Annotated in this window: 11 protein-coding genes and 1 pseudogene; 3 read left to right on the forward strand and 9 right to left on the reverse strand. The window is 45.0% G+C overall.

Annotated elements, in window-relative coordinates:
- Window positions 1–28: 28 nt before the first annotated feature.
- On the reverse strand, window positions 29–1,663 hold the full coding sequence (locus tag ATY38_RS14270; protein WP_235590317.1) for an IS5 family transposase: 1,635 nt from the start codon (window positions 1,661–1,663) through the stop codon (window positions 29–31).
- Between the two features lie 222 nt (window positions 1,664–1,885).
- Here ATY38_RS14270 and hslO point away from each other — a divergent pair, with 222 nt between their 5' ends.
- Window positions 1,886–2,740, forward strand: coding sequence for an Hsp33 family molecular chaperone HslO (gene hslO, locus ATY38_RS14275; protein ID WP_082633055.1), 855 nt, complete (start codon window positions 1,886–1,888; stop codon window positions 2,738–2,740).
- Window positions 2,741–2,758: 18 nt separating this feature from the next.
- Here the strand turns inward: hslO and ATY38_RS15645 are convergent.
- The 3 genes and pseudogenes from ATY38_RS15645 to ATY38_RS14295 all read right to left on the reverse strand — a co-directional run.
- A pseudogene (locus ATY38_RS15645) lies at window positions 2,759–3,776 on the reverse strand (IS3 family transposase); the annotation flags it as partial.
- A 136-nt stretch (window positions 3,777–3,912) separates the two neighbouring features.
- On the reverse strand, window positions 3,913–4,179 hold the full coding sequence (locus tag ATY38_RS14290; RefSeq protein ID WP_062559877.1) for a hypothetical protein: 267 nt from the start codon (window positions 4,177–4,179) through the stop codon (window positions 3,913–3,915).
- A 120-nt stretch (window positions 4,180–4,299) separates the two neighbouring features.
- On the reverse strand, window positions 4,300–6,075 hold the full coding sequence (locus ATY38_RS14295; RefSeq protein WP_062559878.1) for an SLC13 family permease: 1,776 nt from the start codon (window positions 6,073–6,075) through the stop codon (window positions 4,300–4,302).
- A gap of 251 nt (window positions 6,076–6,326) precedes the next feature.
- Here ATY38_RS14295 and ATY38_RS14300 point away from each other — a divergent pair, with 251 nt between their 5' ends.
- Window positions 6,327–6,848 carry a DUF3617 domain-containing protein gene (locus tag ATY38_RS14300; protein WP_062559879.1) on the forward strand — a complete coding sequence of 174 codons (522 nt, stop codon included), beginning with the start codon at window positions 6,327–6,329 and terminating at the stop codon, window positions 6,846–6,848.
- On the opposite strand, the gene odhB is transcribed toward ATY38_RS14300, so the two are convergent.
- The 5 genes from odhB to ATY38_RS14325 all read right to left on the reverse strand — a co-directional run bounded on the left by odhB (window position 6,849) and on the right by ATY38_RS14325 (window position 13,295).
- Complete coding sequence (odhB, locus tag ATY38_RS14305) at window positions 6,849–8,120, reverse strand: 2-oxoglutarate dehydrogenase complex dihydrolipoyllysine-residue succinyltransferase (protein WP_062559880.1); 1,272 nt, start codon at window positions 8,118–8,120, stop codon at window positions 6,849–6,851.
- A gap of 12 nt (window positions 8,121–8,132) precedes the next feature.
- On the reverse strand, window positions 8,133–10,964 hold the full coding sequence (locus tag ATY38_RS14310) for a 2-oxoglutarate dehydrogenase E1 component (RefSeq protein ID WP_062559881.1): 2,832 nt from the start codon (window positions 10,962–10,964) through the stop codon (window positions 8,133–8,135).
- Window positions 10,965–10,990: 26 nt separating this feature from the next.
- On the reverse strand, window positions 10,991–12,292 hold the full coding sequence (gene gltA, locus ATY38_RS14315; protein ID WP_062559882.1) for a citrate synthase: 1,302 nt from the start codon (window positions 12,290–12,292) through the stop codon (window positions 10,991–10,993).
- A 77-nt stretch (window positions 12,293–12,369) separates the two neighbouring features.
- The gene (locus ATY38_RS14320) at window positions 12,370–12,603 is read right to left on the reverse strand and encodes an FAD assembly factor SdhE (RefSeq protein ID WP_062559883.1); all 234 of its coding nucleotides are present in this window, start codon (window positions 12,601–12,603) and stop codon (window positions 12,370–12,372) included.
- Entirely contained in the window at window positions 12,600–13,295 is a 696-nt protein-coding gene (locus ATY38_RS14325; RefSeq protein ID WP_062559884.1) for a succinate dehydrogenase iron-sulfur subunit, read from the reverse strand. The genes ATY38_RS14320 and ATY38_RS14325 overlap by 4 nt, the downstream gene beginning before the upstream one ends.
- Before the next feature lie 352 nt (window positions 13,296–13,647).
- Between ATY38_RS14325 and trbK the strand changes: the two genes are divergently transcribed.
- Window positions 13,648–13,839 carry an entry exclusion lipoprotein TrbK gene (gene trbK / locus ATY38_RS14330; protein WP_062559885.1) on the forward strand — a complete coding sequence of 64 codons (192 nt, stop codon included), beginning with the start codon at window positions 13,648–13,650 and terminating at the stop codon, window positions 13,837–13,839.
- The last annotated feature ends 75 nt before the right edge of the window (window positions 13,840–13,914 follow it).

Raw genomic sequence — 13,914 nt, forward strand, 5'->3', positions numbered from 1 at the left:
CTCACCAAGCCCGTCAGCTATTTAGAGCTTACTCAGAAATATAGCGATCAGATATGCGCTGCCAAGTAAGAATTCCGGTTTGAGCTGAATTGGCAGGCACGCGCAAACGGAATTTCTCTTGGCATGCTTTTTTTGTCACCCAGGATGCTATTTTGGCAGCAAGATTCCTCAGGCAAATAAAAACCCGCACCAAGATGAGCAGATTCATGACCAGGAAGATGCTATTGATCCATGCGACAGAGGTGTCAGCCCGCTTGGCTCGGATATTGTTGAGTCGATATCCATACTTTCCTTGGCCAAACTTCCCTTCAATCGGAATGCGCTCGCGATATTCCGGTCGACGTTGTGCTTTCAGGCGCAGCAATTCATCTTTGTTTTCAGGCGTGATCTTTGGTGGGCGTCCCAGTGGTTTGCCTGCGAAGCGGATATGATTGCGTGCCAGATAGCTGCGATTATCACGTGAACCATATAGCGTGTCAGCAATGACGACTTCGGGATAATAGCCGTAACGTTTTTTGTAGGCCTCAACTTGCGCTTCAAGATCATGACCTTCGTGCTGTGCGTCCCAGTGCAGCTTGTCGACATGTGCCAACCCTTTGCCTGTCAAGCTCACGCTTATTTTGGCACCAAATTCCACTGTCTTGCCGGGCTTTCCCCTGATAATGGGTCGAATATACGGCTGACTGATACTGACGATGCGATCATCACAACGTCTGGTGTTGGTTTTGTACATCTCATATTGTTGTTGGTATAGATGGGGCAATACCCAGTAGCGGCGTAACAACCCATTGGGTATTGGTATGGGCGTGCCATGTGGATATTCCGTCAGCATTTCTTCAATATGCTTTAAATTCCGCTGCAGGAACTGCAATTGCTGCCTGATACCGGCACGGCGTTTTCTGCTGGATGGCCGTCTTAACTTGACCAGGCTGAGGTAGGCTTTTCTGGCAATCTCGCGATAAGTGCGCGGCTTCTTTTTCTGTGCCCGGTTACTTTTGGCATGCAGTTCATCAATGATACGCTCACTTAATTCACGCGCTTCGTTCAGCAGTCCAAGATCTGTCGGATAGCGTATGGCCTGTTCTGCAACGGTCGCATCCAGTATTAATTTGCCGTGATTGCGCGGAAGCTCATCGGCCAAAGATTGGTCTGCCTCCATTGCGGTACCCGCGTCATTGCTGCCCGTATCACCGCTATTTGACACATCATTGCCGTCGTTGTCATCATCACTTGCTTTGAATGACTTCTTTGTCCGTCGAGGTTCAACCGTTTCGATGATCGCCTCATGAAACTCATCAAATACTGTCTGACCCATGCGCTTGCGTATCTCAACCAGTAATGATGACGCAAAGGGTGCCTGCGCTTGAAAACCTTTCAGACCAATAAAATATTGCAGGTACGGATTTTCTCGAATCTGTTCAACAGTCTCTTCATCTGAGACCGATAATTTATGTTTAATAATCACCGCTCCAATCACAATTCTGGCATCTTTGGCTGGGCGGCCCAGATTTGAACATAACGTCTTATAGTAGCTCTCGGACAACTCATCCCACGGTATGCAATCTCTCAGTTTTACCCAGCGATTAGTGGGATCAAGTATCATGCCTGGCGGTGTATCAAATCCTTCGAGGGGCAGTTGCTTTTGACTGACATAACGAATCATAGTGCACGCCTTTTGGTGTTAATTCACATATTTACGTGCACTATTTTACCAAAAATATACCATTACTCAATATAATCAAATATTTATACTTTTTGAGTAAGCTCTATTTATTCACGGCAATTATAATCTGGCGCTAGCGCTATTGCATTCGATCACACCTGGATGACATTGCAAAATACTCGCTCGTAGTATCAATCAATTATTACAATTAGAGATTTAATAATGAGCAATTATGTACAACGTTTCCTACTGGAAGATTTGGATATACGCGGCGCTATCGTACATCTCGATTCCGTCTGGCAGGAAATGTTATTCGGACGCAGCTATCCTCAGCCTGTCACACAATTGTTAGGTGAAATGAGCGCAATTACCTTGCTACTGGGCGAGAACCTCAAACAAACCGGGCGCCTGATCATTCAACTAACTGGCAGCGGCCCTATCTCCTTGCTGCTAATGGATTGTACTGAGAGCCTGCATCTGCGTGGCATGGCGAAATGCGAACAAACCATCAAAGTACAATCAGTTCCCGATTTACTTGGCCCTGGCCACTTAATCCTTACACTCGATATGCCATCAATGCGGGAATCATATCAAAGCATCGTACCACTTGATGGCAAAACGATTACTGAAATTTTTGAACATTACTTCAAGCAATCCGATCAATTGCCATCGCGTTTATTTCTGGTCACTGCTCACAATGCCATTTTTGGTTTATTGCTACAAAAACTGCCCAATGCTGACTTACAAGATCCCGATGGATGGGTCCGTAGCGAGGCACTAGCGGCTACAATCCAGGATCATAAATTATTCGATCTAACCGCAGAAGAAATCTTGACACGTTTATTTTATAAAGAAACCATTCGCATTTTCGATGCTCAATCCGTTCAATCCGGTTGTCAGGAAGATCCGGCCAAGATTTATTCCATGCTTCGATCATTAGGGCGAAAAGAAGTTGATTCAATTTTGAAAGAATTTGGCGAAGTCATTGTTAGCGACGATATCTGCAATCGTGAATATCGCTTAGATGCGCTGGCTGTTGATGCAATATTTCGAGAAGGCGGACCAACCATTCATTAAAAGATGAGACTCAACGGTTTAAGCAGCGAGTAGATTTGCATAGTATCGCTTTGTAAAATTTGCCGGTGACAAATAGTTCAATCTTTCTTGCTTTCTCTGACGGTTATAAAAGATTTCGATATATTCGCCAATCTCCTGGATGGCTTGTTGTCGTACTTTGAATCTCCGATGGTGTACCAATTCGTTTTTAAGCATTCAGACGCTTTTCATCGAAGCATTTCATAGCAATCTCCTTTACGACTCACGGAAGGCTCTTTATCATTCTCTCATTCATGGCATAGCCCACACCAGTTCATCATTAAACAGCTGTTTTATTCCAGCCAAATACAATCCACCTTCGTCCGTAGGAATATACGGGATGGCACTGACCCATACTTCACCAACAGCAAATTCCCGGTTCAAAATATTAGGTGCGACTGGCAAATTGTGTCTAGAATCGGTGCGTTACCTTGAATTTTAGCCTTTGCTTACAACGCAAGCCCAGCTTCTTGCGCAATGTCCGAACATGGTATAGCGTGGTCTGTACACCGTGATCCTCTAGCAAGCGCTTTGCGCTGTAGATTTCTCGTTTACGTCGGTGTGCAGCTAGTATTTCAATTTCCAACCTGGCATTTTCTCACTAGGTAAACGTACTCTCCTGACATGAAAGCCAATCTCAGAAACAACCAGTACTCGACGCATAAGTCGTAACCGAATATATTTGTAGCACCGATTCAATCAAACCCTCTTTCACCGCCAAATGTAACAACTAAGCTTCGCGAAATACGTCCAGCACATTTTTTATAAAATCACGCTCCATCTTGACTTCCACTAACTCCCGTTTGACTCTGGATAGCCCTGTTCAAGTTCGATCAGCAGCTTCTGATGATTACCTATCCGTTGCGAGTTCACCTTGTTTATCAGCATAAATCCAATTCTATAATGTTCCTTTCGTGGGTAATAACAGCCGTTTCCCTGCTTCAACCAGAGTCAATCCACTTTCTTTAAAAAACTTAACTGATTGCTCCCTAAATTCCTGACTATATTGGGTGCGGGGGTAATTCCATCTCCATCCTCCATTTCATATCTTCATTTTATGAAACTTTGGACTCCCTGAAAATCAGCATACTTCACAATAGAAAGGTAAATAAAAAATTGAATTTTCATTTACAACTTAAGGAGCAATATTGCAATCAACCATTTGGTAATACGTTTAAGTCAGGAAATAGCTTCTCATGTATCTCTTGTAATTTATAGATTTCCTGCAATACCTGCGCTGGGAATCCCTGCCGATTTCTATCCTTATCAACCACAAGCAATTTATTGATATATTGATAAATCTCTTTATATCCCCAGTGTAATTGGATTATTTCTGCAATTCTTGGGTAATTCTTTTCCAACAATGATTCTTTATCACCTAGATAATCTCCAAACTCATTAATTGATTTTTTTAATGACATGTACAGTTTTCTCCGGTGACTTAATCAGTTGCAACTATGATAGAAGATAATCATTCATCAGAATCAATGAAAATAAAAAGAATATATGCTTTATTTCATTCTTTAATTGATTCATCCCAATCATTTAGTCAACGGCCATCCAATCAATAAAACCGTGATAGTGACCACACCTGCAATGATATTCATTGGAATACCCGCTTGGAGAAAATCAATGAAACGATATTCGCCAGGCCCATACACCATCATATTGGTTTGATATCCTAGAGGTGTCGCAAAGCTGGCGGAGGCCGCCATCATGATGGCAAATACAAAAGGAACATTATTCAAATCGGCTTTTTCTGTAATCTCCAACACAATCGGCAACATTAAAAGCGCTGCGGCATTATTAGTAATAACTTCAGTTAACAATGAAATGGTTATATACGTCAGAATCAGCAACAGCCACGGCGTGCCTCCACTCAGATCAACGATGTTTTCGGCAAGGTATTTGGCAACTCCGGTTTTTTCCAGCGCCATGCCCAGCGAAAATGATGCCGCAATCGTGATGATGACCTTTAAATCCAGACTTCTTTCCGCTTGATTGGCAGTACAACAGCCGGTAATAATCATCAATCCGGCACCAATCAATGCAGCATTGAGCATAGTGATTACCTCAAAGCTGGCGGCTGTAATCACGCCCAATAAAATCATCCAGGCAACATAAGCCCTTTCATGACGCGGTGCTTCCGTATTCAGGTCATTAATCAGCAAAAAATCCTTATTGTAGCGTTGCCGGGTGACAAAGGCCGGTCTGGCTTCCAGCAGTAATGTATCCCCTGCTTGCAAAATAATGCTGCCGAGATTACCCTTGATACGCTCGCCATGTCGTGCCACAGCCAGAACAGCTGCACCATAGCGAGCACGGAATCGTGCATCGCGGATGGCATATCCCACCGCAGTACAATGGGGTGATACCACTGCTTCCACCAGGCGCCGCTCAGGATGCCGTTCGGCAAATGTTTGCGCTTGCCCTTCCTCGGCTGATGGCACAATTCCCTTAATACGCAACAAATCAGAAATTGCGTCGGTATCGCCGGCAAATACCAGACGATCCCCACCTTGAAGCACTTCATCGGCGGTTACAACGGTCAATACTATTCCGTTGCGCTCAATTTCAATCAAATACACGCGTTGCAAATGCCTTAGTCCGGCTTGTTCGATCGTTTTTCCAACCAAAGGGCCATCAGGTGCGATAGAAACTTCCAGTGTAAATTCCCGCAGATTGGAAAAAGCTTGACCTTGAGTGCGATCCGGCAACAGCTTAGGGAAAAATAACCACATAAATAAAAAACCAGCTATCGCTACTGGTATTCCAACTGCAGTGATCGAAAACAAAGAAAATCCAGGCTCACCGGTCAATGTCTGATATTGTCCATTGACAATCAGATTGGTGCTAGTTCCGATCAGCGTCACCGTACCGCCCAAAATTGCCGCATAACTCAGTGGAATCATAAGCTTGGAAGGTGAAATTCCGATCTTCCTCGACCAACTATAAATTGCCGGAATCATCGTAGCTACCACTGGCGTATTGTTAAGAAAGCTGCTCAAAAATGCAACCGGCCAAAACATGCGATTTAGCGCTGCACGCGGAGTCGCAGGTCTACCCAATAACGTATTGACAAGCAGATCAATCGCGCCGGAGGCATGCATGCCGGCCGCTACCACAAACATGCCTGCAACCGTAATCAGACCAGAATTACTAAAGCCACTCAATGCATCGGAGCTGCTTAGAATTCCAAGTGCGCTCAATAGCGTCAATGCTCCGATCATGATCAAATGAGGACCAATTCGAGTAGAAATGAGTGTTGCCAGAACCGCAATACATAACCCTAACGTAAACCAGCCTTGCCATTCCATATGTTCTACACCTCAAAGGAAAGTTTGAAATATACAGCAGATGATAGTGTGAATATAAATAATCAATTATTATAAAGATATGATCACAACTTATATGCTGCCACGCGCCAAGAAATTAAGATTTCCTGTTTCACTCTGGGAGGTTATAAAAACCCGAAATCAATTTTCATTGCCAAACCCGCTATTTATCGGCGCGATTTAACGAAACTTTTGTTAGACTTTAATATCAAGAAACACACTGCGGACATTTCATGCGAATAACTCTTATTGCAAGTTTGTTAACACTTATCTTCATAGCGCCTAGTTTTGCACATGAGCACATTCGCCCAGGCCTATGGGAAGTTACCACTCGTTCCGAACTTTTAGCGTTAGTGCCGCATATTCCATCAGAACAAATGCAGCAACTGAGCACCCTTGCTCGCCGCTATGGGCTTAAATTACCTGAAATCGAAAATGGCTCAGCTAAGTCAAAAATTTGTATTACCGAGGAAATGGCAAAGCAAGAAATCCCCACTTATTTTTATGAAGATCGCTCCGGCTGCACAGTGCAAAATGCTACCCGCACAGGAAATCGCTATCAGCTCGATCTGGCATGCTTCAATCAGCATTTTCAGGGAAACGGCTTTGCTCAAGGTAGCTTTACCAGTCCGGAAAATTTTACGGGAAATACCGAATTCGACAGCACTATCGGTGGCAATCTGGTGCACGCATCAGCTGAAACGTCAGGCCGCTGGATCGGTGAACGCTGTATCGCGATTAATCCATTACAATAATCAGTTTATTTTTTCCAGTAATGGGCTCATCGGATATTCCAACGCCTCTTTCATTGCTACCAACGATAATACCGCTTCCCGACCGTCGATAATTCGATGATCATAGGACAACGCAAGGTAATTCATTGGACGGATCACAATTTGTCCATTCTCTACCACCGGTCTTTCCTTGGTGGCATGAATACCAAGAATGGCGCTTTGCGGCGGATTAATGATAGGCGTCGATAGCATGGAGCCAAACACACCACCATTAGTAATTGAAAAAGTGCCACCACTAAGTTCTTCAATGGTCAATTTACCATTCTGGGCACGCTGGGCAAAATCAGCAATCTGCAACTCAATTTCCGCCAGTGTCAAACGATCTGCATCGCGGATGATCGGCACCACCAGCCCCCGTGGACTGCCAACAGCGATGCCGATATCGTAAAAATCGTGATAGATAATTTCATTGCCCTCAACCGAGGCGTTGATAACAGGGTATTTCTTAAGCGCAGCAATAACCGCTTTTATGAAGAACGACATAAAACCCAGTTTTACGCCATATTCCTTCTCAAATTCAGCTCTATAGCGTGTACGCAAGTCTATGATCGCCTGCATGTTAACTTCATTGAAGGTGGTCAAAATCGCTGCGGTAGATTGTGATTCTATTAAACGCTCTGCAATGCGTTGCCGCAGCCGTGACATGGCGACTCTGCGCTCAGTACGCATCCCTGCCTTGGAAGTAACGATAGTCTCAGGTTTGGATTCAATTTCCAGGGAGGCGTTGGATTTGCGCTCCATATAGGCTTGCACATCCTCCTTGATTATACGTCCCCCCAAACCACTGCCTTTAATTGCAGAAGTTTCCGTGGCTTTCAAATTGTTTTCCTCGGCTAATTTTCGCGCAGCTGGCATCAACATGGGTATTGCTTGATTGCTATCATCAACATCAGAATTTTCTGTATTTTTCTCGGTAGCAATTGATGCTTTTTTTTCAGTAGCGGCAGCCGGTTGACTATCCGATTGAAGCGGTTGAACGTCGGTAACCCCAGTAGCTTCGGTCTCAATCATGGCAATCACTTCACCACTGGTAACGGTAGCACCATCATTTTTCAGCACTTTGGTCAATACGCCTGCACTGGGAGCAGGTAATTCCAACACGACCTTGTCGGTTTCTATATCGATCAAATTTTCCGATCGATTGACATGGTCTCCTGTTCTTTTATGCCAGGAAATCAGTGTAGCATCAGCTACAGATTCAGATAATACGGGTACTTTGACTTCAACTAACATGGTGCCCTCTTTCTATATTTTATCCCTGAATGCTGCCACAATTAATTCATTCTGCGTAAATTTATGCCTTGCCATATAACCAACGGCCGGCGACGCTGCAGAAGCACGCAGCGCATAACCCAACTCTTGATCGGACCGCATATGGCGCAGAAGATAATGTTGAATGCGATGCCATGCTCCCTGGTTGCCTGGCTCTTCCTGGCACCAAATGACCTCTTTGGCCTTGCGAAAGCGATCGATCTCAGCTTGAAATTCTTCATGCGGGAATGGATATAATTGTTCCAATCGAATAATCGCCATGTCCTTGATGCGTTGTTCCTTACGGTAAGCCAATAATTCATAGTATATTTTCCCACTACAAACAATAATCCGCCTGATAGTTCTCGGATCCAGGCTGTCGGTTTCGGAAATAACCGGGTAAAAATATCCATGCGCCAGTTCATCCAGACTCGACACCGATCCTTTATGGCGCAACATGCTCTTGGGACTCATGATGATCAACGGTTTGCGTATCGGTCTGATCATTTGCCGGCGAAGCAAATGATACATTTGTGCCGGTGTTGAAGGTATGCAAACCTGAATATTGTAGTCCGCGCATAACTGCAAAAAACGCTCCAACCGAGCGGAAGAATGCTCAGGCCCTTGTCCTTCATAACCGTGCGGCAACATCATCACCAAACCACATACGCGCCCCCACTTAGCTTCACCCGAGGCAATAAACTGATCGATTACTACTTGCGCACCATTGGCGAAATCGCCAAACTGCGCCTCCCAGATTATCAATTCATTGGGCTGCGTCGTTGCATAACCATATTCAAACCCCAGTACCGCCTCCTCCGATAGCATCGAATCAATCACGACAAAATCCGGTTGCTCTGGATAAAGATGACGTAATGGCACATAAATACGTTCGTTCTGATCCGCTGCTACCTGATCATGTAATACAGCATGACGGTGAAAGAATGTGCCACGACCAGAATCCTGGCCGGACAACCTTACCGGATAACCTTCCTTCAGCAGGGTGGCGTAAGCCAGATTCTCCGCCATTCCCCAATCCAGAGGCAACTCACCCTTACCCATCAAACTCCGATCAGCGATGATCTTTTCCACGCGCGAATGCAGCTTGAACCCCTCAGGAACATCCGTCAACCTTATGGCAAGTTGTTTCAGCGTTTGTATTGCAACGCCAGCCCTAATCCGCTTATTCCATTTAAATGGTTTTAAAAAAGGCTCCCAGTTGATGGAATATGGAGATTTATAATCATAACAAACAGCCTTGTTAGGATTGACACCTTCATCCATAGCATCACGATAAGATTTAATAAGATTATCCGCATCTTCCGATTGGATTATGCCCTCGGCAATCAGCTTATCGGCGTAGCACTTGCGAGTGCCGGTGTGCTGGTTAATGATCCGGTACATTTTGGGTTGCGTCACCATCGGCTCATCCTGCTCATTGTGACCCAGGCGACGAAAACACACCATATCGATCACAACATCCTTATGAAAGCGCATACGGAAATCAAACGCCAACTCAGTCACCATGACAACCGCTTCCGGATCATCGCCATTGACATGAAAAATTGGCGCCTCAATCATTTTGACGACATCGGTGCAGTACAACGTGGAACGGCTATCACGCGGATCTGAAGTGGTAAATCCGATCTGATTATTAATGATAATGTGCACCGTCCCGCCAGTACCATAGCCCCGTGTCTGAGACAAATTCAACGTTTCCATCACTACGCCCTGTCCTGCAAACGCCGCATCGCCGTGAATCAATACAGGCAATACGCGATCCCCCAGTTTATCGTTTAACAGATGCTGACGGGCACGCACCGAACCCTCGACAACCGGATTAACAATTTCCAGATGCGAAGGATTAAAAGCCAATGCCAAACGCACAATACCTTCAGATGTTTTAATGGCGGATGAAAAACCCTGGTGATATTTCACATCGCCTGATGGCAAGTACTGCGGTTGTTTTTCTTCAAATTCGCGAAACAAATCGGCTGGCATTTTCCCCAGAGTATTTACCAACACATTGAGCCGTGCACGATGCGCCATTCCCATTACAATTTGCTGAATACCCGCTTTCCCTGCACGATGAATCAAGCTATCCAACAGTGGAATCAGGCTCTCATTACCTTCTCCCGAAAAACGTTTCTGTCCAACATAGCGGGTATGCAGATAATTCTCCAGTCCCTCTGCTGCTGTGAGTCGTTCAAGAATATGATGCTTGGCCTCAATGGAAAAATCCGGATTGGATCGCTGTCCTTCCAGTCGAGCCTGTATCCAGCGTTTCTGTTCGACTGAAGAAATATACATATATTCGGCGCCAATCGAGCCGCAGTAGGTCTTGCGCAGGATTTGCAAAATTTCACGTAACGAAGCATGATCAGGCCCGACTAATGAACCGGTATTAAATACTTTATCCATATCCGCATCGGCAAATCCGAAATGCGCCGGATTTAATTCGGGGATGGTCAATTGTTGTTTGAGTCCGAGAGGATCAAGATTGGCTTGATTCAATCCGAGACTTCGATACATGTTGATCAGTTGCAGTACGGCCACTTGTTTACTGTCATTAGAATCAATCGGCATCACTTCCGGGAGCGCGGCTTGAATTTCCAAGCCGGAAGATTTTGTGACCGGAACAATGGCAACCCTGTTCACTGAAGATTTAGCAGCAACAGGATCCGGCTGCCTGGCCAGTTTATCGAAGTATTCACGCCAAACCAATGCAACAGAGTTAGGGTTATGCAGATATTCCTCATAAACCGCTTCTATAAAACTTGCGTTAGTTCCAGATAAAAGAGTTTCTTCCATCAACGACTTGTTCATAAAATGGCAGCTTTTATCAAGGATGACTATTTTTGAGAAAACGAGCTGGCGATATCCCGCATGGCTGCGCCGGTATAGAGCTGACGGGGGCGCCCGATTTTATAATCCGGATCAGAGACCATCTCGCTCCATTGCGCTACCCAGCCAACTGTTCTTGCCATCGCAAAAATCGCGGTGAACATACTGGTTGGAATACCTAATGCGCGTTGCACAATGCCGGAATAAAAATCGACGTTAGGATAGAGCTTGCGAGAAATGAAATAATCGTCTTCCAATGCAATTTTTTCGAGTTGCAATGCAAGTTTGAACAAACGATCATTCTGTAAACCCAATTCATTCAAAACTTCATGGCAAGTTTCGCGCATCAGCTTTGCCCGCGGATCCATGTTTTTATAGACGCGATGACCAAAACCCATCAGCCGATAGTTATCCTCCTTGTTTTTTGCGCGTTGAATAAATTCGTCAATGCGCGAAACATCACCGATTTCCTCCAGCATATGCAAGCAAGCTTCGTTCGCTCCGCCATGCGCCGGTCCCCATAGGCAGGAAATACCGGCAGAAACACAAGCAAATGGGTTAGCGCCGCTGGACCCCGCCAAGCGCACGGTCGAAGTGGAAGCGTTCTGTTCGTGATCCGCATGCAAAATCAATATTCGATCCAATGCGCGCACAATCACCGGATTTGCTTCGTATTTCTCCGTCGGAACAGAAAACATCATGTGCAAGAAATTCTCAGCATAGTTCAATTTATTTTGCGGATAAACAAATGGTTGTCCAATATTGTACTTATAAGCCATCGCAGTAATCGTCGGCAATTTTGCAATCAATCGCAATGCGGATTGTTCGCGATGCAACGGATCTGAAATATTCAAAGCGTCATGATAAAATGCCGATAGAGCCCCGACCACTCCGACCATCACCGCCATAGGGTGAGCATCGCGACGAAACCCGCTATAAAATCGTACCAACTGCTCATGCAACATCGAATGGCTTTTGATTTCACCATCAAATTCCGACTTTTGCCCGGGCGTTGGCAATTCACCCTGCAGCAGCAAATAACACACATCGATAAAATCACAATGCAGCGCCAATTGCTCAATCGGATAGCCGCGATACAACAAAATTCCTTTGTCGCCATCAATAAAAGTAATCGCGGAATTATTACTGGCGGTTGACAAAAAACCGGGATCATAAGTAAACAAGCCACTTTGTGCATGTAACTTACGAATATCAATCACATCCGGACCCATGGTCCCGGATAAAACCGGTAGCTCGATAGGATCGCTACCATTATTCAAATTCAGAGTCGCTTTGCCTTCTTGTGCCATATTACATCTCCACAAATTGCAACATTAAACAGTATGCATTGTTAACGGATCAACGGTGTTGATGAGAACACCCGGATCTAGTTCTTTTGCAGCAATTCCAATACCGGTTGCCACTGCGTGTCACAATTGACTTGCTTTCCGCTGATCAGATCCCACAAATCATTATCCGGCAATGCCAGTAATCGTTCAAATTGCAGCAATCCTGCTTCGTCAAGCTGCCGGTAATTTTGATCCATGAACCGTTGCAGCACGATATCCAGTTCAAGCATACCACGCCGACAACGCCAGCATGCACGCTCAAATTCTTTCATACCATTCTCTTAACCATCATATCTTTGATTTTGCCGATTGCCTGGGTTGGATTCAAGCCTTTAGGGCACGCATCGACACAATTCATGATCGAATGACAGCGAAACAACCGATAAGGATCTTCCAGATTATCTAAGCGCTCGGCGGTTGCCTGATCACGGCTATCAGCGAGAAAACGATAGGCCTGCAATAATCCCGCCGGTCCGACAAACTTATCCGGATTCCACCAGAAGGAAGGACAAGCTGTAGTACAGCAAGCACATAAAATGCACTCATAGACGCCATCCAGAGCAGCTCTTTCTTCCGGTGACTGCAACCGTTCCGTTTCAGGCGGCGGATCATTATTGATCAAATAAGGCTTGATCGAATGGTATTGCTGGAAAAATTGCGTCATATCCACGATTAAGTCACGAATCACCGGCAATCCAGGTAACGGACGTATTTCAACCGGATCTTTCAGACTTTTAAGCGGCGTTATGCACGCCAATCCATTACGTCCGTTGATATTCATCGCGTCCGATCCGCACACCCCTTCACGGCAGGAACGGCGTAAACTCAAGCTATCATCAATCGACTTGATTCGCAACAACGCATCCAATAGCATTTTATCCGTCGCAGCCAACTGAACGTCGTAATCCTGCATGTATGGTTTCTCATCTTTATCGGGATCATAGCGGTAAATTGAAAACTTCATTGGCCGGCTCCAGTAAGTAATACTGCTTATAGTCGATAGAAATCTTTCAAAATACTACGAAGTATACAGATATGAAACCAGATTAGCATATTTTGGTTTGGCTTTTTAGATTGCTGAACGCATTAAACCGTAAGCCGAATACACGGAGTGCAACGAACGGGTCCGTAGTTTATGAGTAAATTCGGCACATTCTTAGTACACTCCGCTCGGATCAGATATAGTAAAAATACAAAAAGCATGGATTAAGGTAAAATACGCCGCTAGGTTCATGTGTCCGAACCGACGTCAAACGATTGAGAGATCGAGTATCACCCACAAACCCTAATAAATATTTTATAGAGGAAGATTTTAGATGAATTTTAAAAAATATAGCGTCGCTTGCATGATTGTCCTTTGTTTTTCTCTGATCGGTTGCGGCGGAGTACCCGAAGCGAATGCGGTAAATTGCGCCGGGAAGGGGTTGGAATCCTCGCTTGCGGATTTGAAGGACGATGAAGCTGCGCGGCAAGCATTCCTTGATCAATGCGACGCTCTGAAAAAATAAAATTGCTATCCATGCTCAACCTCATGAATAGCATCTAGATTCTGAGGTTGAAGCTACTGTCTATTTATTAACTTA

This window comes from Nitrosomonas ureae (assembly GCF_001455205.1).
Classification (GTDB): Bacteria; Pseudomonadota; Gammaproteobacteria; order Burkholderiales; family Nitrosomonadaceae; genus Nitrosomonas; species Nitrosomonas ureae.

Bases quoted from the DNA above. Each gene is read 5' to 3' on its own strand.
- ATY38_RS14270 (WP_235590317.1), bottom strand. From the start codon at position 1,663: ATGATTCGTTATGTCAGTCAAAAGCAACTGCCCCTCGAAGGATTTGAT.
- hslO (WP_082633055.1), top strand. From the start codon at position 1,886: ATGAGCAATTATGTACAACGTTTCCTACTGGAAGATTTGGATATACGC.
- ATY38_RS14290 (WP_062559877.1), bottom strand. From the start codon at position 4,179: ATGTCATTAAAAAAATCAATTAATGAGTTTGGAGATTATCTAGGTGAT.
- ATY38_RS14295 (WP_062559878.1), bottom strand. From the start codon at position 6,075: ATGGAATGGCAAGGCTGGTTTACGTTAGGGTTATGTATTGCGGTTCTG.
- ATY38_RS14300 (WP_062559879.1), top strand. From the start codon at position 6,327: ATGCGAATAACTCTTATTGCAAGTTTGTTAACACTTATCTTCATAGCG.
- odhB (WP_062559880.1), bottom strand. From the start codon at position 8,120: ATGTTAGTTGAAGTCAAAGTACCCGTATTATCTGAATCTGTAGCTGAT.
- ATY38_RS14310 (WP_062559881.1), bottom strand. From the start codon at position 10,964: ATGAACAAGTCGTTGATGGAAGAAACTCTTTTATCTGGAACTAACGCA.
- gltA (WP_062559882.1), bottom strand. From the start codon at position 12,292: ATGGCACAAGAAGGCAAAGCGACTCTGAATTTGAATAATGGTAGCGAT.
- ATY38_RS14320 (WP_062559883.1), bottom strand. From the start codon at position 12,603: ATGAAAGAATTTGAGCGTGCATGCTGGCGTTGTCGGCGTGGTATGCTT.
- ATY38_RS14325 (WP_062559884.1), bottom strand. From the start codon at position 13,295: ATGAAGTTTTCAATTTACCGCTATGATCCCGATAAAGATGAGAAACCA.
- trbK (WP_062559885.1), top strand. From the start codon at position 13,648: ATGAATTTTAAAAAATATAGCGTCGCTTGCATGATTGTCCTTTGTTTT.